Below are 19,768 nucleotides of genomic sequence, written 5' to 3'. Positions count from 1 at the left end.
CCGGTGCCGGGCGGCTTAGGCTCGGTGCCATGCCGACCGCCTTCATCACCGGCGCGACCGCGGGCATCGGTGCCGCCTTCGCCCGCCGCCTCGCCTCCGACGGATTCGACCTGGTCCTGCTGGCCCGCGACGCCGAGCGGCTGGAGCGGACCGCCGCCGAGCTGGGCGGCAGGTACGCCGTGCGCGCCGAGGCGCTGCCCGCCGACCTGTCCACGGAGGACGGCCTCGCGGCGGCGGAGGAACGCGTCCGCGACGACGTCGACCTGCTGATCAACAACGCCGGGTTCGGCCACAACGGCGTGTTCCTTGACGTCCCGGTGTCGGACGAGCTGACCATGCTGAAGGTGCACTGCGAGGCCGTCCTGCGGCTCACCCACGCCGTGCTGCCGGGGATGCTCGACCGCGGCCGGGGCGGGGTCGTCAACGTGGCGTCCGCGGCGGCGTTCGCGACGCGCGGCACGTACGGGGCGTCCAAGGCGTGGGTGGTGAGCTTCAGCCAGGCCGCCGCCGCCGACATCGCCCGGCGCTCGGAGGGCCGCGTCCGCGTGATGGCGCTGTGCCCCGGCTACGTGCGCACCGAGTTCCACGAGCGCGCCAGGATGGACATGTCGGGCCTGCCCGGGTTCATGTGGCTGGACAAGGACGACGTCGTGGCCGCCGGGCTCCGCGACCTGCGGCGGGGCGTCCAGGTCAGCATCCCGGGCCCGCAGTACAAGGCGATCGTCGGCGCCTCCCGCTTCCTGCCGCGCGGGCTCGTCACGCGGATATCGTCCAACACCGGCCGCACCTACACGGGACCCGGGCTTCCCGGGCGCCGTCGCCTCGGGTAGACACGGGCTCATGCGGGTGCTGGTGACGGGGGCGGCGGGTTACATCGGGTACGCGGTCGGGCGGCGGCTGGTCGCGGCCGGGCATGACGTCGACGGGCTGGTCAGGCGGAGCGCCGGTGTGCCGGACGGGGTCCGTCCCGTCCACGGCGACCTCCTCGACCCGGACGGCCTGCCGGGCGGCCCCTACGACGGGGTGTGCCATCTGGCGGCGCTCACCCGCGTCCGCGAGTCGTTCGACGCCCCGCTGCGGTACTTCACCGCCAACGTGCAGGGCACGGTGAACCTGCTGCAGTCCGTGCGCGCGGAGCGGGTGGTGTTCGGCTCGACGGCCGCCGTGTACGGGACGCCGGAGCGCCAGCCGATCCCGGAGAGCGAGAGCACGGCGCCGTCCAGCCCGTACGGGGCGTCGAAGCTGGCCGCCGAGCAGGCCGTCCGGTTCCACGCCCGGACGGGTGCGATCGGCGCGGTCGTCCTGCGCACGTTCAACGTCGCCGGGTCGGTGGACGGCCGGGCCGACCCGGACGAGACGCGGCTGATCCCGAAGGCCCTCGCCGTGGCGGCCGGGCACGCTCCGCACCTGGAGATCAACGGCGACGGGCGCGCCGTCCGCGAGTACCTGCACGTGGACGATCTCGCCGCCGCCTACGTCCGGGCGCTGGAGACGGCGCGGCCCGGCGAGGAGCGGGTCTACAACGTCGGCAGCGGCATCGGGACGGCCGTCCACGAGGTCGTCGCCGCCGTCGAGGAGACGACCGGGCGAGCCGTGCCCACGATCCGGCGTCCCGCGCGACCCGAGGCGCCCGTGCTGATCTGCGACGCCTCCGCCGTCCGGGCCGGGCTCGGCTGGCGGCCGGAGCGCTCGTCGCTCCCCGAGATCATCGCGGGCTCGTGGAACGCTCTCACCCGGACCGGCGACTAAACTCCCCAGCGTGTCCGAGCCGAAGTTCGAAGTCCAGATGCTCCACGACCGGGTCATGATCAAGGTCGAGAAGGACAGCGGGGAGCGCCGCAGCACCGGCGGGATCGTCATCCCCGCGACGGTGGAGCAGGGGAACCGCCTGGTCTGGGGCGAGGTCTGCGGGGTCGGCCACCACGTCCGGATCGTCAAGCCCGGCGACCGGGTGCTGTTCCACCCCGGCGACCAGTTCGAAGTCGAGATCCAGGGCGAGAACTACCTCGTCATGCGCGAGCGCGACCTGCACGCCATCGCCAGCGAGCGCCCCGAACACGGCACGGGCCTCTACCTTTGACGGTCCCCGCGCCGCAATCGCCGACGGCCGGACGAGGCCGGTAGCGGCCAGGTCCCTCCCCTTGTTCGCGGACGAATCCCCATCACAGAAGTCCACACGCAGGGGGCATGTTGTGATGCACGAAACCAAGGATGCGAGCCGGGCGAAGCAGTTCCAGGACGGGTCTGCGCCCGAGGACTCCTTCGGCCGGACGCTGCGCTATCTCCGGTCGCACGCCGAGCAGGCGGCCCTGGCGTTGCGGGAGATGGAGTCGCAGCTGACGTCGCTCGCCGGCGCCGAGGGCACGCGCGCGGCGGCGGTCTCCGGCGGGTTCGAGCCGCTGGAGGGGACCGACACGATCGACCGGCGGATCGCGGCGGCCATCGGCCGGTGCCGCGCGGAGCTGCTCACCGCCCAGCCGGGCGGGTCGCGCGACGGCGAGAGGCTCCGCACGGCACTGGAGCGCGATCGGCGGGCGCTGCGGCGCGGGGCGTCGATGCGGACGCTGTACCAGCACACCGCCCGCCACGACCGGGCGACGGTCGCCTACGTCGACGAGATCTCGGCGGCGGGCGCGGAGGTCCGCACGTTCGACGAGTTCTTCAACCGGCTGATCATCGTGGACCGGCGGATCTGCTTCCTGCCCGGCTCGCCCGACGGCGCGACGGCGGTCGCGGTGACCGTGCCGGCCGTGGTGCGCTACCTGGCCGACGTCTTCGACCGGGTCTGGCAGCGGTCCGACCCGTTCGCCGCCTACACCACGCACAACATCACCACGCCGGTGCAGAGCCGGATCGTCCGGATGCTCATCGACGGTGAGACGGGCACGGTGATCGCCAAACGGCTCGGGATCAGCGACCGGACGTTCGCCAAGCGGGTCGCGCGCATGAAGGCCGACTACGGGGTGCTCACCCACTTCCAGCTCGGCTACGAGATCGGGCGCCGCTCATGAGCGCGGTCAGATCGGGCGGTGCACGCGGGCCATCGGCATGATGCCGGCCGCCACGGCGTGCGGGATCGTCCCGCCGCCTGGTCGAACCAAACGACGTATGCGCATTCCCGCCATTGCTCCCGAGCATTTTTCTCAAGACCAGCAGCGATTTTCGGCATTTACGGTAACCCCACGGCACGGTTTGCGCGGGGACAGGATCTCGCACGTGCGCAAACATGATCCCCGCCCGCCCCTCGCCCATCCGCTGGTCCCGATGCCATATTCGATGGCACCCATGCAATTCATCGGCAGAAAGCCTGACGGGGAGGCTCTGCATGATCAATAGATCTGTCTCATGTCGATTTCCGCCCGCGGCCGACTCGGGCCGGGATGTGATCATTCCGCCGGCGCCGCCCGACCGCGCGACCGCCATTCTGCCGCTCGGCGGCCGGGCCCTCGACGGCGCCGGGGCGATGATCGTGGCGGCGTTCCTGGCCGTGGCCCGCAAGTACACCGGGACCAACGGCTTCGACGTGGACGTCCTCGACACCACCCGGCGGGACTATCCCCGCGACGCCTCGATCCACGAGCTGTTCGCCTCGCACGCGGCGGCCCGTCCGGCGCGGATCGCGATCGTCCACGGCGACGTCTCGCTCACCTACGGCGACCTCGCCGAACGTGCGGGGCGGCTGGCGGCCACGCTGCGGGAACGCGGAGTGCGCCGCCACGACAGGGTGGCGCTGAGCATCGCGCGGGTGCTGGAGGCATGCCCCGGGCTGCGCGTCCTCAACGGCTACGGGCCCCCCGAGAACACGACGTTCTCCACCACCCACCACGTCAGCGCGCCGCCGTCCGGCCGTATCCCGATCGGTGCCCCGATCGCCAACTCCACCGCCCACGTCGTCGATCTCGACGGGCTGCCGCAGCCGATCGGCGTGCCGGGCGAGCTGCTGGTCGGCGGCGACGGCCTCGCCGACGGCTATTTCGGCCGGCCCGAGCTCGACGCCGCGGTCTTCACCACCGCCCGGTTCGGCGCGGGCGACCGGCACTACCGCACGGGCGACCTGGCGCGCCGGCATCCGGACGGCACGATCGACCTCCTCGGCCGGCTGGACGACCAGGTGGGGGCCCGCGGCCTCCGGGCGGAGCCCGGCGAGGCCGAGCGCCGCCCGGCGTCCATCACCACGACCGGACGGGAACGATCATGAGGACGCTCGGGGACCTGGAGACCGAGGCGGCCCGCCGCCCGCTGGAGGCCGCCTACTGGCACAACCGGCTCGCGCCCGGGTGGCGGAAGGCGGGCTTCATGCCCGACCGCGCCCCGGACCGCGCCTTACCGCCGCGGCCCCGGGCCGCGACCGCCGTCCTGGACGCCGCCACGACCGCCGCGCTCGACCGCATGAGCCGGAGCGACGCCGCGGGGCTGTACACGCTGCTCGTCGCCGGGGTCGCGGCGCTCCTCCACCTCTACTCCGGCGATCATTCCGACGAGGTTTCCGGCGGGGACCTCGTGCTCGGCAGCCCGATACGCCGGGACCCGGGCCGCGGGGCCGAGCCGCTCACCTGGACGCTTCCGCTGGAGCTGCGGCCCGGCCCGGACAGCACTCTGGAGTCCCTCACCCGCGCCGCTGCGGCGGCGATCAGGGAAGCGACCCGCCATCAGGACTACCCCCTGATGGTCCTCACCGACCGGCTCGGACTCCCGTCCGGCGCCCAGACCAACCCGCTCTTCGACGTGGCCGTCGCGCTGGACGGCCATCACGAACCGATCCCCTACGACCTCGTCCCCGTCCCGGTCACGTTCAGCTTCGCCCGCTCCAGCGGCGACGGGCTGGACCTGACCGTCCGCTACGACTCCCGCCGCTTCGAGGGGGCGACGGCCCGGCGGCTGGCGAGGCACCTGTCCGGCCTGCTGGGCCGGCTCACCGCCGATCCGAAGGCCCCGCTCGGCGACCTGGTCCTGCGGGACGCCGACGACGACGCGTGGCTGGTGTCGCTGGTGAACCGGGCCGTGCCGGTCGACGACGGCGTCCGCGTCCACGAGCTGTTCGAGCGCCGCGCCGCCGTCCGCCCGGACGCGCTCGCGGTCATCGCCGGAGCCGAGCGGTTGAGCTACGCCGTCCTCGACCGCCGCGCCAACCGGCTCGCCTGGACGCTCCGCGGCCGCGGCGTCGGACCGGACGTCATCGTCGGCGTCCTGGCCGACCGCTCGCCCGAGATGCTCGTCGCGATCCTGGCGATCCTCAAGGCGGGCGGCGCCTACCTGCCGATCGACACCGGCCACCCGCGCGCCAGGATCGAGTACCTGCTCACCGACAGCCGCGCGACGCTCGTGGTAGGTCAGCCCCAGTACCTGGACGCATTACCCACCGGGGTGACCACGGTCGACCTCGCCGACCCGGCGAGCTACGACGACCGCGACGGGCCCGTCCACGCCCCGGGAACCGCCGCCGATCTCGCCTACGTCAGCTACACCTCGGACTCGTCCGGCGGACCGAAGGGCGTCGCCGTCGAGCACCGCGGCGTGGTGGACCGGCTGGCCTGGATGCAGCGCGCCCACCCGATCGGGCCCGGCGACGTGATCCTGCAGAAGGCGCCGATCTCGACCGACGTCTCGGTCTGGGAGCTGTTCTGGTGGATGACCGCCGACGCGGCCGTCTGCCTTCTGGAGCCCGGCGCGCAGCACGATCCCGCCGCGATCGTCGCTGCCGTGGCCCGGGCCGGGGTGACGGTGCTGCACTTCGTCCCGTCGATGCTCGGCTCGTTCCTCGACCACGCCGCCGCCGAGCCGGACGAGCTGCGCCGGCTCGCCGGGCTGCGGCACGTGTTCGCCGGCGGCGAGGCGCTGAGCCCGGCCCTGGTGCACCGCTTCCACGAGCTGCTCCGCCCGGCCGGCGGCGGCCCCGCGCTGACCGGCGGCCCGGTCCTGACCAGCCTGTACGGGCCGGCCGAGGCCACCGTCGACGTCGCCTACCACTGGTGCGACGACCCGGATCCGCACCGGGTGCCGATCGGCCGCCCGGTCGACAACGTCCGGCTCCACGTCCTCGACGGACGGCTGCGGCCGCTGCCCGCGGGCGTGCCGGGGGAACTCTGTGTCGCCGGTGCCGGCCTGGCCCGCGGCTACCTGCACCGGCCCGGCCTGACGGCGGAGCGGTTCGTCACGGACCCGTTCGAGGGCGAGGACCGGATCTACCGGACCGGGGACCTCGCCCGGCGGCTGGACGACGGCACGATCGAGCACCTCGGCCGCATCGACCACCAGATCAAGATCCGCGGCTTCCGGGTCGAGCCGGCGGAGATCGAGGAGGCGCTGCGGGCGCATCCGGCGGTCGCCGACGCGGCCGTGGTGGCCCGCGCGGCGGCGTCCGGGCAGCCCGCCCTGGTCGGCTACGCCGCCGCGCCGGTGCCGGTCACGGAGGCCGAACTCGACGTCCACCTGCGGCTCACGCTGCCGGACCACCTGGTCCCGTCCCGCATCGTCGTGCTGGACGAGACGCCGCTGACCCCGGACGGCCAGCTCGACCGCGGGGCACTGCCCGGCCCGCCCGCGAAGGCACCGGCGTTCACCGGCCGCGCCGAGCCGCGTCCGGGCACCGAGGCGGACGAGCCGGGCCACCACCGGTCCGAACCGTTCTCGCTGATCTCCGCGGACGACCGGGCCCGGCTGCCCGCCGGCGCCGAGGACGCCTACCCGCTGTCCATGCTCCAGGCCGGGCTGATCCAGCAGAGCGAGATCACGCGCGGTACGGCGCACCACCACGACATCATCGGCCACCTGATCCAGAGCCCGTTCGACGCCGAGGTCTTCGCCGAGGCGGTCGCGATCCTGGTGCGCCGCAACCCCATCCTGCGCACCACCTACCACCTCGACGGCTACGCGGAGTACCTGCAGATCGTCCACCGGGACGTGCCGCTCCCCCTGGACGTGACGGACCTGCGCGGCATGTCCACCGCCGAGCAGCAGGACTGGTACGACACCTGGCTCGCGGCCGAGAAGGAGCGGGCGTTCGATTGGGGCGTCCCCAGCACCCTGATCCGCCTGGACGTGCAGATCCTCGGCGAGAACCTCTACCGCTACAACCTCAGCCTGCACAACTCCACGCTCGACGGCTGGAGCGTCAACCTCGTCCACGCGGAGGTGTTCGACCTCTACCACCGGCTCCGGGCCGGGCAGGAGATCGAACCGGAGGAGCGCGACGACCACTCGCGCAACTTCCTCGGGCTGGAGCGGCGCGCGCTGGAGTCGGACGAGTCCCGCGCGTTCTGGGCGGACGTCCTGGCCGACCGGCCGCGCACGGCGGTGCCCGCGTCGGTCCCGCCCGGCGGCGAGTTCTCCGTGGCGACGAGCCACGTCGACGTCCCGCTGGACCTGTCCGACCGCATCGTGCGGCTCGCGGAGCGGATGTCGGTCCCGGTGAAGAACGTGCTCATGGCCGCGCATCTGCGGGTGCTGGGCCTGGTCGGCGGCGCCCCAGACGTGATGACCGGGTACGAGCACAGCGGCCGTCCTGAGCTGGAGGGCGCCGACCGCGCGATCGGGATGTTCCTCAACACCGTCCCGTTCCGGATCCGGCTGGACGGCGGCACCTGGGCCGGCCTGGTGCGGGACATCCACCAGGCCGAGATCGGCCTCCTCCCGCACCGCCGCTACCCGATGGCCCGGATGAAGCAGGACCTGGCGACGCGGGACGGCCTGTTCGAGACGACATTCAGCTTCACCCACTTCCACCTGCTGAAGGACCTGAAGCGGCTGCCCGGGTTCGACCTGCTGAACGTCCAGGTGCGGGCCGAGACGGAGTTCGTGCTGCGGGCGGAGTTCTCCCGTCACTTCTCTGACGACAACATCCAGCTCAGCCTGCACTACTACGCGAACGTCATCAGCGCGGAGCAGGCCGGCCGCCTCGGCGGGTACTACCTGCGCGCCCTTGACCTGATGACCCGCGACCCGTCCGCGCGGTACGGCGAGCAGACGCTGCTGGACGACGAGGAGCTCACGCTCGTCCTGGACGAGTGGGCCTCGTCCGCGGGCGACGCCTCGCTGTCCGGCGACAGGGTCTACGTCCTCGACGGCTTCGGGATGCCCGTGCCCGCCGGGACGGAGGGGGAGATCGTGCTGTCCCGTCCGGCCCGTCCCGGCGAGCGGCCCGACCCGTGGCGGTCCCGGGCCTCGCTCGGACCGACCGGGCGGCGCGGCCGCTGGACGTTCGGCGGCGTCCTGGAGGAGATCGCCGCCGTCCGCGACCCCGCCCCGGAGCCGAGCGCGGGCACGGGCCCGGGCACGGCGTAGGGCCTCGGCTTGCCCTCCCTCCGCGCGGCGCCCGGCCTCGCGGACGGTCAGATCCCGCGGACGGCGGCGACGGTGAACGGGATCTCCGGCGTCCCGCCGCCGAGCGGGCCGCCCTTGTCGAACTGCGAGCGCACCACGTACAGGGTCCCCCGGCTGCGGACGAGCGTCGTCGGAAGCTGGAGCGACGCGTCCGACAGGGCGCGCTCGCGGCGGGCCCCTGTGCCGTCGCGCGCGACACGCCAGCGGCTGATGGCGTTGTCGAGGTTGTGGACCGTCCACAGCCGTCCGTGCTGGAGTTCCAGCCCGTCGGCGTTGCGCATGTCGCCGCCGGACAGGACGGCCTTGCGGACGGCGCCGGACGCGACGTCCAGCCGGTACAGGTCGCCGCCGTGCATGTCGGCGGTCAGCAGGAAGCGCCCGGCGGGATCGGCGACGATGCCGTTCAAGGTGAAGTCGCCCGGGCCGTGCGGTTCGAGGGCGTCATCCAGGTCGAAGCGCGGCACGAGCACGGCGCGTCCGCCGCGGGCCTCCGCCAGGTCGCGGGGCGTCACGCGGTAGACGACGGACCGGACGCTGTCGGTGATGTACGCGCTGCCGTCAGGGGCGATGGCCAGGTCGTTGACGAACCGGGCCTCGTTCCCAGGGATGTCGAACCGGGCCAGCAGTCGGCGGGTTCGCGTGTCGTACACCGAGACCCCGGCCGTGGAGTCGGTCACCCACAGCCGTCCGGCCCGGTCGGCCTTCAGGCCGTTGGCGGTGCGGCGGCCGTCGGTGCCCGCCGGGAGGAACACCTCGGCCACGCGCCGGCCCGGAGTCATCCGGTAGACGGTGCCGTCCTGGAACGACCCCGCGTACATGGCGCCGGTGCGGGGATCGGCGGCGATGCCCTCGGGGTACACGCGGTCGCCCGGCAGCACGTAGGCGGCGGACACCCGCGCCCGCGACGCCGTCGCGTGGACGGCCGCGCCCGCGACCGGAACCGCCGGCACGGAGGTGAGCAGCACGGCCGTGCCGAGCGCGGCGGTGGAGGTTAAGCGATGAAGACGCACCAGAACTCCTTCCTGGTCACTCATTCAGATGCATACATACATTAATTAGAGTTCTAATGATCGTCAACGGTCTTCTCTTCGACGGCTCGCTACCATGCGGAAATGACCTCGATGCCCACGTCGGAGCGGATCGGCTCCCATCTCAAGCGCGCCGAGCAGGCGCTCAACGGGGCCAAGCAGGCGGCGGTCAGACCGAGCGGGCTCACGGTGCCGCAGTACGCCGCGCTGCTCCTCCTCGACGAGAACCCCGGCATGTCCGCCGCCGCGCTCGCCCGGGCCTGCGCGGTCACTCCGCCGACGATGAACACCGTCCTGAAGAACCTTCAGGAGCGCGGGCTGATCGAGCGCACCCCGCACGAGTGGCACCGCAACATCCTGGAGACCCGGCTCACCGCCGACGGCGCGGCGGTGCTCGCGGACGCCGACGTCCGCGCGGTGCGCGTCGAGCGGGGCCTCGCCGCCGAGTTCACCGACGAGGAGCGCGCGACGCTCGTCGAGCTGCTGGGCCGCTGCGTCGGCTTCCTCGAAGGCGCCCGGACCACCGGCACCGACTGAGACACTCCTCTACGAACCGCAACGAACGCGACGACTCGGGAGGACGCATGGGCGACGAGGTCCAGCACGACAGGTCGGGCCAGCTCAAGCAGATCGAGAGCGGGCTGCTGCCCGGCGAGCAGATCATCGCCGTCTACGACGCGGTGGGCACGGGCACCGGGTTCATCGGCCTCACCGACCGCCGGGTGATCGTCCAGGACAGGAGCTTCGCCGGCAAGAAGTACGCCATCACCAGCGTCCCCTACTCCAAGATCACCTCGGTGAGCGTGGTCAGCAACAAGTCGTGGGCCGGGTCGTACTTCTCCACCGGCACGATCGCGATCAACGTGGGCACGCACACCTACGAGGTCGAGTTCCGCGGCAGCGACAAGAGCCACCACGTCCACAACGTGATCCTGCAGCACATCTCGTCCTGACCTGCGGCGCGGCGGCCGGGATCGCCGCCGGGGCGGCGGGTCAGACGACGACCTCGGCGGTGGACCCGGCGCGGTTCTTGGTGACGCGGAGCTGCGCGGGGATGCGGGCGCGCAGTTCGGCGACGTGGCTGACGACGCCGACGGCCCGGCCGCCGTCGCGCAGGCCGTCCAGGACGTCCATGACCTCGTCGAGCGTCTCCTCGTCGAGGGTGCCGAACCCCTCGTCGACGAACAGCGTGCCGATCTCGGCGCCGCCCGCCTCGGCGGTGACGACGTCGGCGAGACCGAGCGCCAGGGACAGCGAGGTGATGAACGACTCGCCGCCCGACAGGGTCACGGGGTCGCGGTCGAGGCCCGTCCAGGCGTCGGTGACGCGCAGGCCGAGGCCCCCGGCGCCCTTCGCGCGGTCGCCCGCCGCCTTCTCCATGGTGTGGACGAGCGCGTAGCGCCCCCCGGACATGCGCGACAGCCGCTCGTTCGCGGCGGCGACGACCTGTTCGAGGCGGGCCGCCAGCACGTACGCCGGCAGCGACATGGCGTGCCGGTTCGCGTGGTGCTTGCCGGACGTGAGGCCCGCGAGGCGTTCGGCGACCTCGTACCGTCCGGCGGCGGGACGCCACGCGCGGACGGCCGCGTCCAGCCGTTCGCGCAGTTCGGCGAGGCGATCGCAGCGGTACCCGGCGCGGTCGGCGGCGGACGCGGCCCCGGCGTGCGCGGCGTCGGCCGCGTGGAGGGCCGCTTCGAGCGCGGGCAGGTCGGGGGCGGGCCCGGCGGCGGCAGCGGCCAGCGCGGGGTCTGCGAGCAGGTCGCGGACGGCGGCCTCCTCGTCGTCCAGCCCGCGGATCCGGTCGCGCAGGACGCCCTGGTCCTCGTCGGTCATCGCGGCCTCGACGACCTCGTCGGGCGTGCGGAACCCCTCGGCCCCGGCGGCCGCCTTGGCGCTCGCGCGGGCGGCGGCCAGTTCCCCGGCGGCGCGGACGGACTCGCGCAGCGCCTCGACGGCCCCGGCGAGCGCGTCGGCCTCGCCGCCGAGCCGGGCGATGCGGGCTTCGAGGGTGGCGTCGCCGCCGAGCGCCTCGTCCAGTTCTCCGGACAGCCGGGCCTGCTCGGCGGCCAGCTCCTTCTCCTGGGTGCGGTTCTCGGTGAGCGCTAGGACGATCTCGCTCCGCCGGTCGCGGACCTGGTCGAGCTCCTGTTCGTGCTGGTGGAGGACGATCTCCAGCCGTTCGGCCTCGGCCGCGCGCGCCACCACCGCCCCGAGCGCCTGCTCGGCGCCCTCGACCTCCTCGGCGAGGATCTCGGCGACCGTCTCACCGGCGATGTCGAGGAGGTGGTCGCGTTCGGTGCGGAGCGCCTCGGCGTCCTTGCCGGTCTGCTCCCGGAGAGCCTGCACCCGGTCGGACTCGCCCTGGGCCTGGTCGATCTGCTCCTCGGTCGGGATCAGCGCGAGGGACGTGGCGGGCGCCGGGTGCTCGGTGGAGCCGCAGACCCGGCACGGCTCGCCGTCCGCCAGGTCGCCGGCGAGGACGGCGGCCATGCCGTCCAGCCGCGCCTGGCGCAGGTCGAGGACGAGCTGGCGGGCGTCCTGCGCGGCGTCGACGGCGTCGCGGTGCGCCTCCTCGGCCTCGGTGAGCCGGTGTTCGACCTGGTCGCGGCGCTGCGCGGCGTCGAGGCGGCGGCGGGCTTCGGCGACGGCGGCCTCGGCTCCGGAGCGTCCGGCGGCGGCGGCGCGGGCCTCGTCCAGCTCGGCGCGCCGCGCCTGCACGACGCCCGGCAGCTCGGCGAGGGTCGCGGCGGTCCGCGCCTCCTCCGGCTCCAGCCGGGCCAGGTCACGGGCCAGGGCGGTGCGCTCGGCGTCGATCCGCCGGAGCCGGGCGGCGGTGGCGCGCCTGCCCTCCAGCGCGGCGATCTCGTCCCGGCGGGCGCGTTCGGCCTTGGCCAGCACGTCCTCGGAGGCGTTCGGCGGCAGGAGCGCGCCGGCCTTGGCGCGGGTCTCGTCGGCCCAGCGGCGCGCCCGCGCCGCCTCGTGGTGCCGGATCTCGACGGCCTTCACCAGCGGGACGACCCGGTCGGCCCGGGCGGCGGCGTCGAGCCGCGACGCCATCCGCGACTTGTCGGCGGCGCGCTCGCGCAGCGCGTCGCGGCGGGCGACGGCTTCGGCGTGGCGGCGGCGCCGTTCGGCGAGCGCTTTCGCGTCGTCCAGGGCGGTGCGGGCGGCCAGCAGCGTCGCCGCGACCTCCCGGCGCAGCTCCTCGGCGCTCGCGCGGACGTCCTCGTGCCCGCCGGCCAGCTCGGCGGCCCACGCGGGCAGCGCCTCCACCCCGGCGAACGGCTCCGCTCCCTGTTCCGGCCGGCGCGGCGCGGGCACGGCCGGCCGTTCCGCGTGCGGCGGCTCGGCGCCGGTCGTCTCGGCGATGCGGTCGGCGATCGAGGACGCCGCCGCGCCGAGCTCGGCGGCCTCGCGTCCCGTCGCGGCGCGGCGGTCGGCCAGCCACTTCTCGACCTGCGTGAACACCTCCGCCGCGAACAGCCGCTCCAGCACCTTGCGGCGCTCGTCCGCGCCCGCGCGCAGGAATCCCGCGAACTCGCCCTGCGGCAGCAGCGCGACCTGGCAGAACTGGACGGCGGTCATCCCGAGCATCCGCGACACCAGGTCGCCCGCCTCGTCCAGCCGGGTCGTGAGCCCGACCCACGCGCCGTGCTCGAACTCCTCAAGAACGACCTTCGCGTGCTCGGTCGTCGTCCCGGAACCGCGCAGCTTCGGCCGCTCCCAGGCGGGCGAGCGCGAGATGCGCAGCCGGCGGCCCCGGATCGTCGTCTCCAGCACCACGCGCGGCCCGTCGCCGGGCGCCGCATGGTCGCTGCGCAGGCCCTTCACCGCGTTCCGGACGCCCGGCACCTGCCCGTACAGCGCGAAGCAGACGGCGTCGAGGATGCTCGTCTTGCCCGCGCCCGTGCGGCCCTGGATGAGGAACAGCCCGGCGTCGGACAGCGCGTCGAAGTCGATCTCCTCCGTGCCGGAGAAGGGCCCGAACGCGCTGACCTCTAACCGGTGGAGCCTCACGCCATGGCCTCCTTGCGGCGGCAGCTCTCGAACGCCTCGTCCAGGAGGGCGCGCTCGGCGGAGGTCGCCGGGCCGTCGGTGACTTCGGCGACGAAGTCGCCCGCGATGTCGAGATCGGACCGTTCACGGACGCGGCGGGACCAGGTGCGGGCGGCGTCCGCCTCGCCGCCCTCGGGCTCGAAGCCGAGGACCAGCGTGTGCGGGAACCGGCGGCGCAGCCGCTCCATCGCGGCGGACGGGCGGCGCGGGTCGGTGAGCGTCACCTGGAGCCAGCGGTCTTCGAGCCGGTCATGGGACGGGTCGGTGAGCAGGTCGTCGATGCGGCCGCGCACCCGGGCGAGGCGGCGCGGGACGGGCGCCTCCACGAACTCCGCCGCGATGCCGCCGTCCTGAAGGTCGATCAGCCACGACCCCTTGACGTGCCGCTCCTCCGAGAACGAGTACGCGAGCGGCGAGCCGGAGTAGCGGACACGGTCGGTGATGCGCCAGGACCCGTGCAGGTGCCCGAGCGCCGCGTAGTCGACGCCGTCGAACACCGAGACCGGCACGTGCGAGGAACCGCCGACCGAGATGTCGCGTTCGCTCTCGCTCGCCGCGCCGCCGCTGACGAACGCGTGCGCGAGCACGACCGAGCGCAGGTCGCGGCGGGCGGCGTCCTCCCGGACGCGGCGCATGGCCTCGGTCAGCGCGGCGGCATGGCTGCGCTCGTCGAGGCCCCACGGCTGGCGGACGAGCTCGGGCTCCAGGTAGGGGATGCCGTAGACCGCGGCGTCCCCGACGACGACGGGCTCCCCCACCGTCGCGAAGTCGGTGCGGACATGCACACCGGCCGCGTCCATCAGCGCCGACCCGAACCCGAGGCGGCGCGCCGAGTCGTGGTTGCCGGCGATGAGCACGACCCGGGCGAGGGCGGCGAGCCGCCGCAGCGCCTCGTCGCACAACCGGACGGCGTCGACGGCCGGCAGCGCCCGGTCGTAGACGTCCCCGGAGACCAGCACGCAGTCGACCCGCTCCGCCGTCACGGTCTCGACCAGATGGTCGACGAACGCCGCCTGCGCGGCCAGCAGATCCTCCCGGTGAAACGATCTGCCGAGATGCCAGTCGGAGGTGTGCAGGAGTCGCATGTCGCAGCAACCATAGGCATCCCGTCCGACACATCCCGCGCAGAAACGCCGGGCGCCTCGAAACAATCTTCGAATCCCACCGGCCGCCCGGTTCCGGCGCTGCCGTAGGGTGACGGCGTGAGCGAGCGTCCCTATGTGCTGCTCAGCTGCGCGATGTCCGCCGACGGGTACATCGACGACGCGAGCCCCGAGCGGCTCCGGCTCTCCAGCGCCGCGGACTGGGACCGGGTCGACGCGGTGCGCGCCGGCTGCGACGCGATCCTGGTCGGCGCCGGGACGATCCGGGCGGACGACCCCCGGCTGCTGGTCAGGTCCGAGCGGCGGCGGGCGAAGCGGGCCGAGCGCGGCCTGCCGCCCGACCTCACCAAGGTGACGCTGACCTGGAGCGGCGACCTCGATCCCGGCGCGCGGTTCTTCACCACGGGCGAGTCGCCGAAGCTGGTGTACGCGCCGTCCCGCACGGCCGGCGGGCTGGCCGCGCGGCTGGACGGCCTGGCCGAGGTCGTCGACGCCGGCGACCCGCCCGCGCTCGCGACGATGCTCGGCGACCTCGCGGCACGGGGCGTCCGGCGGCTGATGGTCGAGGGCGGCGGGGGCGTCCACACGCTGTTCCTCACCGCCGGGGTCGTGGACGAGCTGCAGCTCGTCGTCGCGCCGTTCTTCATCGGCGACCCGTCGGCGCCGCGCTTCGTCCAGTCCGGGGTGTTCCCGCAGTCGCCGGACCGTCCGATGCGGCTGGAGGAGGTCACGCGCATCGGCGATCTCGCGCTGCTGCGCTATCTCACCGGGGCCGCGCGTGGATGATCTCGGTTGGCTGGAGCTGGCCTGCGACCTGGCGGCCCTGTGCCCGCCGTCCCGCACCGCGTTCTCGGTCGGCGCGGTCATCGTCGGCGCGGACGGGCGCGAGATCGCGCGCGGCCACTCCCGGGAGGACGACCCGAACGACCACGCCGAGGAGGCCGCGCTCGCCAAGACCACCGGCGACCTGGCGGGCGCGACCGTCTACAGCTCCCTCGAACCGTGCGGCCGGCGAGCGTCGCGCCCCCGCCCGTGCGCGAAACTGATCATCGCGTCCGGCGCCCGGCGCGTCGTGTTCGCCTGGCGCGAGCCCGCGCTGTTCGCCGAGGGCACGGGCGCGGAACTCCTCGCCGCGGCGGGCATCGAGGTGGTCGAACTCCCCGACCTGGCCGCCCGCGCCCGCGAACCGAACACCCACCTCCTCTAGAACAATCCGGGCCCTCGAAGAAATCTAGATCTCCCGGGCCCGAGTCACAGAGTGCCCGGCCTGCGGAAAGTCCGGCCTGCGGAAAGTCCGGCCTCAGGTGGAAGACCGCCTTCGAGAGAAACCGATCTCCCAGTCCGGGCTCTAGGAGAAGTCGGGTTCGGCGTGTGGACGTCCTTTGAGTTCGTGGAAGCCGGGGACGGCGGCGACGACGAGTGTCGCGTCCCAGAGGCGCCCGGCGTCCTCGCCGCGCGGGATCCGCGACATGACCGGGCCGAAGAAGGCCTTCTCCCCCACCGCGATGACCGGCGTGCCGATGTGCGGGCCGACCCTGCCGATGCCCTCGGCGGTCGAGGCGCGGATGGCGTCGTCGTACTCCGCCGACTCCGCCGCGGCGGCGAGTTCTTCGGGCAGGCCGGCGTCCGTGAGGGCGTCGGTGAACGTCCGCGCTTCCATCTCGCCACGCTCGTGGAAGCGGGTGCCGAGCGCGGTGTAGAAGCGTCCGAGCGCTTGATGCCCGGCCTTCCCGGCGACGGCGGCGCAGACGCGGGCGGGTATCCAGAGGTACCCCTCGGGGTCGCCTTCCGGGTCGTCGTCGCGGCCCTCGTTCAGTGCCGCAAGGCCCAGCACGTGCCAGCGCGGCTCGATCGGCCTGACCTCCGCCACCTCCAGCAGCCACCGCGACGTGATCCAGGTGTAGGGGCAGGACGGGTCGAACCAGATGTCGGCAGTCTCGGTCATGGCCCGGTTTATACCCGGACGGCGATGAGACACGAGTCTCATTTCTCTTGCCAACGCCCGGGAACCGCATGCGATGCTGTAACCAAGCAAGCATTCGGTTACCTGGATCGGCCCGGCGGATCCGGCCTGGGTTCCGCCGGGGCAGGGAGGCACGGCAGCATGCGCGAGCACGATCGGCTGTTCATCGGCGGCGAGTGGGCCGCCCCGTCCGGCACCGGCACGATCGACGTCATCTCCCCGCACACCGAGGAGGTGATCGGACGGGTGCCCGAGGGGACGGAGGCCGACATGGACGCCGCCGTCGCCGCGGCGCGCCGCGCGTTCGACGACGGCCCCTGGCCCCGGATGACGCCGGCCGAGCGCGCCGAGATCGTCGGGCGGCTGTCCGCGATCTACGCCGAGCGGCAGGGCGGGATGGCCGAGCTGGTCACCGCCGAGATGGGCTCGCCGATCCTGTTCTCGGTGTTCGGACAGGCCGCCATCCCGCAGATGGTGCTGCAGTACTACGTGGACCTCGCCGCCGACTACACGTGGGAGGACGAAAGGTCCGGCATGCTCGGCCCGGTCACCGTGACGCGGGAGCCCGTCGGCGTCGTCGCCGCGATCGTCCCGTGGAACGTGCCGCAGTTCACGCTCATGCTCAAGCTCGCGCCCGCGCTCATCGCCGGCTGCACCGTGGTGGCCAAGCCGTCCCCGGAGACGCCGCTCGACAGCTACCTGCTCGCCGAGTGGATCGAGGAGGCCGGGATCCCGGACGGCGTCGTCAACATCGTCCCGGCCGGGCGCGAGGTCGGCGCGTACCTCGTTGCGCATCCCGGCGTCGACAAGGTGTCCTTCACCGGCTCCACCGCCGCCGGACGCCAAATCGGCGCGGTGTGCGGCGAGCAGCTCAAGCGGGTGACGCTCGAACTCGGCGGCAAGTCCGCCGCGATCATCCTGGACGACGCCGACCTCGCGTCCACCGTCGAGGGCTTCAAACTGGCGTCGCTGATGAACAACGGGGAGGCGTGCGCCGCGCAGACCCGCATCCTCGCGTCCCGCCGCCGCTACGACGAGGTCGCCGACGCCCTCGCGGCCATGGTCGGCGGCCTGGCGGTCGGCGACCCCGCCGACTACGGCACCGAGATCGGCCCGCTCGTCGCGCAGCGGCAGCAGGAACGTGTCGAGAACTACATCCGCGTCGGGCAGGACGAGGGCGCCAAGCTCATCACCGGCGGGCTGAACCGCCCGCACGAGCGAGGCTGGTACGTCGCGCCGACCGTCTTCGGCGACGTCGCCAACGACATGCGCATCGCCCGGGAGGAGATCTTCGGGCCGGTGCTCGTCCTCATCCCGTACGAGGACGAGGACGACGCCGTCCGGATCGCCAACGACAGCGAGTACGGGCTCGGCGGCTCGGTCTGGACGTCCGACGTCGACCACGGCGTCGACGTCGCCCGCCGCATCCGCACCGGAAGCTGCGGCGTCAACATGTACACCCTCGACCCGAACACACCGTTCGGCGGCTACAAGAGCAGCGGCCTCGGCCGCGAACTCGGCCCCGAGGGACTCCACGCCTACCTGGAACACAAGTCGATCCCCAGAGCGTCATAAACCGGGCCACCACAGGTTCACCGCAGGCTCGAACAGAGTCGACGAGAGGACCAGCCCACGTCGTCGCAGCCTCAGCACAAAGCACCGCGACCCCAGCCCAGCATCCTTAGGCCGACACCGCCCGAATGAGGCTGGCCGAGGTCGCGGAGACAGCACCACTCGTCGCAGTGCCAGCACAACGCGCCGCGGCCATCGCAAGGTCGGCCCAGGGTCGCGAGGCCAGGGCCGACCATCGCGAGCCAGCACGACTCGTCGGGGAGCCAGCGTGAGACGTCGCAGGCAACCCCCGTCATCGCAGGCCAGCACAACCATGGCGAAGCGAGCACGGAGCATCGCAGATCGGCACGGCACCACGGATCGGCACGGCACCACGGATCGGCACGGCGGCGTCGCGGATCGGCACGGCGGTATCGCGGGTCAGCACGGCGGAGTCGCGGGTTCAGCAGAGGGGGGACACCGTCCATGCGTGACGGTTGCGGCAGGTGCGGACCGCTTCGGCGGACGGGGTGCCCGTCAACAGCAGCCGGACGCCCGTGAGGGGGATGCGGCCGTGGTCGAACGCGATCGCCCGGAGCTTGGCGGGGGTGACGACCGCGGCGGTGGCGCCATGGTCGAGGATCGCTTCGAGGAGGTCACGCGTGCCAGAGCCGGGGACGCCGACAGCGGTGGCGCCCTGGGTGAGGCACAGGTCGGCCAGGCCGATCCAAGTCGGGGCGGGGACGTCCCGGCCGGAGAGGGCGAGCACGTCGCCGCGGCCGAGGCCCAGCGCGCCGCCGAGACGGTAGAGGTCCGCGAGCCGGTCGGCGTGCGTGATCTCCTCGGGCGGTGCGCACAGCCGCAGCGCCGGGTCGCGCAGCGGGTCGGGGGACGGCGGGGCGCCGCCCTCCGGGCCCTGTTCCAGCAGCCGCTCGAACGGAGTCGTGCCCGGGACGTCCCCGAACGCGAAGATCTGCCTGACATACGAGTGTTCCGCCGCCGCGAGGGTGCGGGCCGCGGTGTCCTCGCTGGTCAGCAGGAAACGGGCGCCGGACCGGTTCAGCAGCGCGGCGGCCTCGGCGGCCTTCGCGTCCGGCGGAAGAAGCGCCGGGACGGCACCGGACGCCGAGACCGCATGGACGGCGAGGGCCAGGTCGCAGACGCCCGAGATGTGGATCGCGCCGATGTCGCCGGGACGCGCGCCGTGACGGCGCAGCCCGTCCGCGGCCGCCGTCACCTCGTCGGCGAAAGCCGCGTAGCCGAGTGTCCGTGACGGGTCGATGAGGGCAGTGCCGAGGCGGCGGGCCGCGTTGACCCTGACCGCGTCCAGGACGGCCTCGGTGATCGTGGTACCGGCGACCATGGGCGTTGCGGGGCTTGCCTGTGGCATGCGCCGAACGTACGCTCCGCACACCCGGCGCCACATCCAAAGAAATGTGTAGGCGGATATGTACATCAGGGGATGAGGCCGACGCGTTCCAGCAACTCCCGCCGCCGGACCTGCCCGTCGGCCATGCGGGGGATCTCCTCCACGATATGCACGGCCGAGACCGCGCGGGTCCGCGGAACGTGGCCGTTGACGTGCCGCAACAGGTCGATCTCGGACGCCGGTTCCGCCAGGACCACGAACGCGTGCGGCGCCAGGCCGAGATCACCGTCTGGGGCGGGGATCACGGCGGCGTCGCCCACCGATGGGTGCGCCGCCAGGACCGCCTCCGGCTCGCCGGGCGGGTCGGGCGGGGTGCCGG

General features: G+C 73.5%; 17 protein-coding genes. 11 read left to right on the top strand and 6 right to left on the bottom strand.

Going from position 1 to position 19,768, the window contains the following annotated elements:
* Positions 1–29 precede the first annotated feature (29 nt).
* From ETD83_RS15070 to ETD83_RS15045, 6 genes are all read left to right on the top strand, one after another.
* Positions 30–830 (top strand): SDR family NAD(P)-dependent oxidoreductase, encoded by an 801-nt coding sequence (locus ETD83_RS15070; protein WP_138645746.1) that lies wholly within the window; start codon positions 30–32, stop codon positions 828–830.
* 10 nt (positions 831–840) lie between these two features.
* Complete coding sequence (locus tag ETD83_RS15065) at positions 841–1,749, top strand: NAD-dependent epimerase/dehydratase family protein (protein ID WP_138645745.1); 909 nt, start codon at positions 841–843, stop codon at positions 1,747–1,749.
* 10 nt (positions 1,750–1,759) lie between these two features.
* Positions 1,760–2,080 carry a GroES family chaperonin gene (locus tag ETD83_RS15060; RefSeq protein ID WP_138645744.1) on the top strand — a complete coding sequence of 107 codons (321 nt, stop codon included), beginning with the start codon at positions 1,760–1,762 and terminating at the stop codon, positions 2,078–2,080.
* A 115-nt stretch (positions 2,081–2,195) separates the two neighbouring features.
* Positions 2,196–3,011 carry a LuxR family transcriptional regulator gene (locus ETD83_RS15055; RefSeq protein WP_138645743.1) on the top strand — a complete coding sequence of 272 codons (816 nt, stop codon included), beginning with the start codon at positions 2,196–2,198 and terminating at the stop codon, positions 3,009–3,011.
* Between the two features lie 371 nt (positions 3,012–3,382).
* Positions 3,383–4,198, top strand: a complete 816-nt coding sequence (locus tag ETD83_RS15050; RefSeq protein WP_171064214.1) for an AMP-binding protein — start codon at positions 3,383–3,385, stop codon at positions 4,196–4,198.
* A complete protein-coding gene (locus ETD83_RS15045) occupies positions 4,195–8,280 on the top strand; it encodes a non-ribosomal peptide synthetase (protein WP_138645741.1) in 4,086 nt (1,361 codons plus the stop codon). The genes ETD83_RS15050 and ETD83_RS15045 overlap by 4 nt, the downstream gene beginning before the upstream one ends.
* Positions 8,281–8,327: 47 nt before the next feature.
* Here ETD83_RS15045 and ETD83_RS15040 read toward each other — a convergent pair whose 3' ends face one another.
* On the bottom strand, positions 8,328–9,329 hold the full coding sequence (locus ETD83_RS15040) for an SMP-30/gluconolactonase/LRE family protein (RefSeq protein ID WP_205717684.1): 1,002 nt from the start codon (positions 9,327–9,329) through the stop codon (positions 8,328–8,330).
* 102 nt (positions 9,330–9,431) lie between these two features.
* On the opposite strand from ETD83_RS15040, the gene ETD83_RS15035 reads away from it, so the two are divergent.
* Positions 9,432–9,884 (top strand): MarR family winged helix-turn-helix transcriptional regulator, encoded by a 453-nt coding sequence (locus ETD83_RS15035; protein ID WP_205717683.1) that lies wholly within the window; start codon positions 9,432–9,434, stop codon positions 9,882–9,884.
* Positions 9,885–9,931: 47 nt separating this feature from the next.
* Positions 9,932–10,300, top strand: coding sequence for a PH domain-containing protein (locus ETD83_RS15030; protein ID WP_138645739.1), 369 nt, complete (start codon positions 9,932–9,934; stop codon positions 10,298–10,300).
* A 40-nt stretch (positions 10,301–10,340) separates the two neighbouring features.
* On the opposite strand, the gene ETD83_RS15025 is transcribed toward ETD83_RS15030, so the two are convergent.
* Together ETD83_RS15025 and ETD83_RS15020 are read right to left on the bottom strand one after the other, a co-directional pair.
* A complete protein-coding gene (locus ETD83_RS15025; RefSeq protein ID WP_138645738.1) occupies positions 10,341–13,364 on the bottom strand; it encodes an AAA family ATPase in 3,024 nt (1,007 codons plus the stop codon).
* A complete protein-coding gene (locus ETD83_RS15020; protein ID WP_138645737.1) occupies positions 13,361–14,488 on the bottom strand; it encodes an exonuclease SbcCD subunit D in 1,128 nt (375 codons plus the stop codon). Before ETD83_RS15020 ends, ETD83_RS15025 begins: the two co-directional genes overlap by 4 nt.
* A gap of 117 nt (positions 14,489–14,605) precedes the next feature.
* Between ETD83_RS15020 and ETD83_RS15015 the strand changes: the two genes are divergently transcribed.
* Both ETD83_RS15015 and ETD83_RS15010 read left to right on the top strand, forming a co-directional pair.
* The gene (locus tag ETD83_RS15015) at positions 14,606–15,292 is read left to right on the top strand and encodes a RibD family protein (protein ID WP_205717682.1); all 687 of its coding nucleotides are present in this window, start codon (positions 14,606–14,608) and stop codon (positions 15,290–15,292) included.
* Positions 15,285–15,713, top strand: coding sequence for a deaminase (locus ETD83_RS15010; protein WP_230420922.1), 429 nt, complete (start codon positions 15,285–15,287; stop codon positions 15,711–15,713). The genes ETD83_RS15015 and ETD83_RS15010 overlap by 8 nt, the downstream gene beginning before the upstream one ends.
* 141 nt (positions 15,714–15,854) lie before the next feature.
* On the opposite strand, the gene ETD83_RS15005 is transcribed toward ETD83_RS15010, so the two are convergent.
* Positions 15,855–16,451, bottom strand: coding sequence for a mycothiol-dependent nitroreductase Rv2466c family protein (locus tag ETD83_RS15005; RefSeq protein ID WP_138645735.1), 597 nt, complete (start codon positions 16,449–16,451; stop codon positions 15,855–15,857).
* A gap of 159 nt (positions 16,452–16,610) precedes the next feature.
* Between ETD83_RS15005 and ETD83_RS15000 the strand changes: the two genes are divergently transcribed.
* Complete coding sequence (locus ETD83_RS15000; RefSeq protein WP_138645734.1) at positions 16,611–18,044, top strand: aldehyde dehydrogenase; 1,434 nt, start codon at positions 16,611–16,613, stop codon at positions 18,042–18,044.
* Positions 18,045–18,483: 439 nt separating this feature from the next.
* Here ETD83_RS15000 and ETD83_RS14995 read toward each other — a convergent pair whose 3' ends face one another.
* Positions 18,484–19,410, bottom strand: coding sequence for an AMP-binding protein (locus ETD83_RS14995; protein ID WP_138645733.1), 927 nt, complete (start codon positions 19,408–19,410; stop codon positions 18,484–18,486).
* A gap of 65 nt (positions 19,411–19,475) precedes the next feature.
* A partial coding sequence (locus tag ETD83_RS14990; protein ID WP_407921484.1) for an AMP-binding enzyme occupies positions 19,476–19,768 on the bottom strand: 293 nt, incomplete at its 5' end.

The organism is Actinomadura soli (assembly GCF_005889715.1).
GTDB classification, from domain to species: Bacteria; Actinomycetota; Actinomycetes; order Streptosporangiales; family Streptosporangiaceae; genus Spirillospora; species Spirillospora soli.
This window is presented reverse-complemented; position numbering and strand designations above follow the sequence as displayed.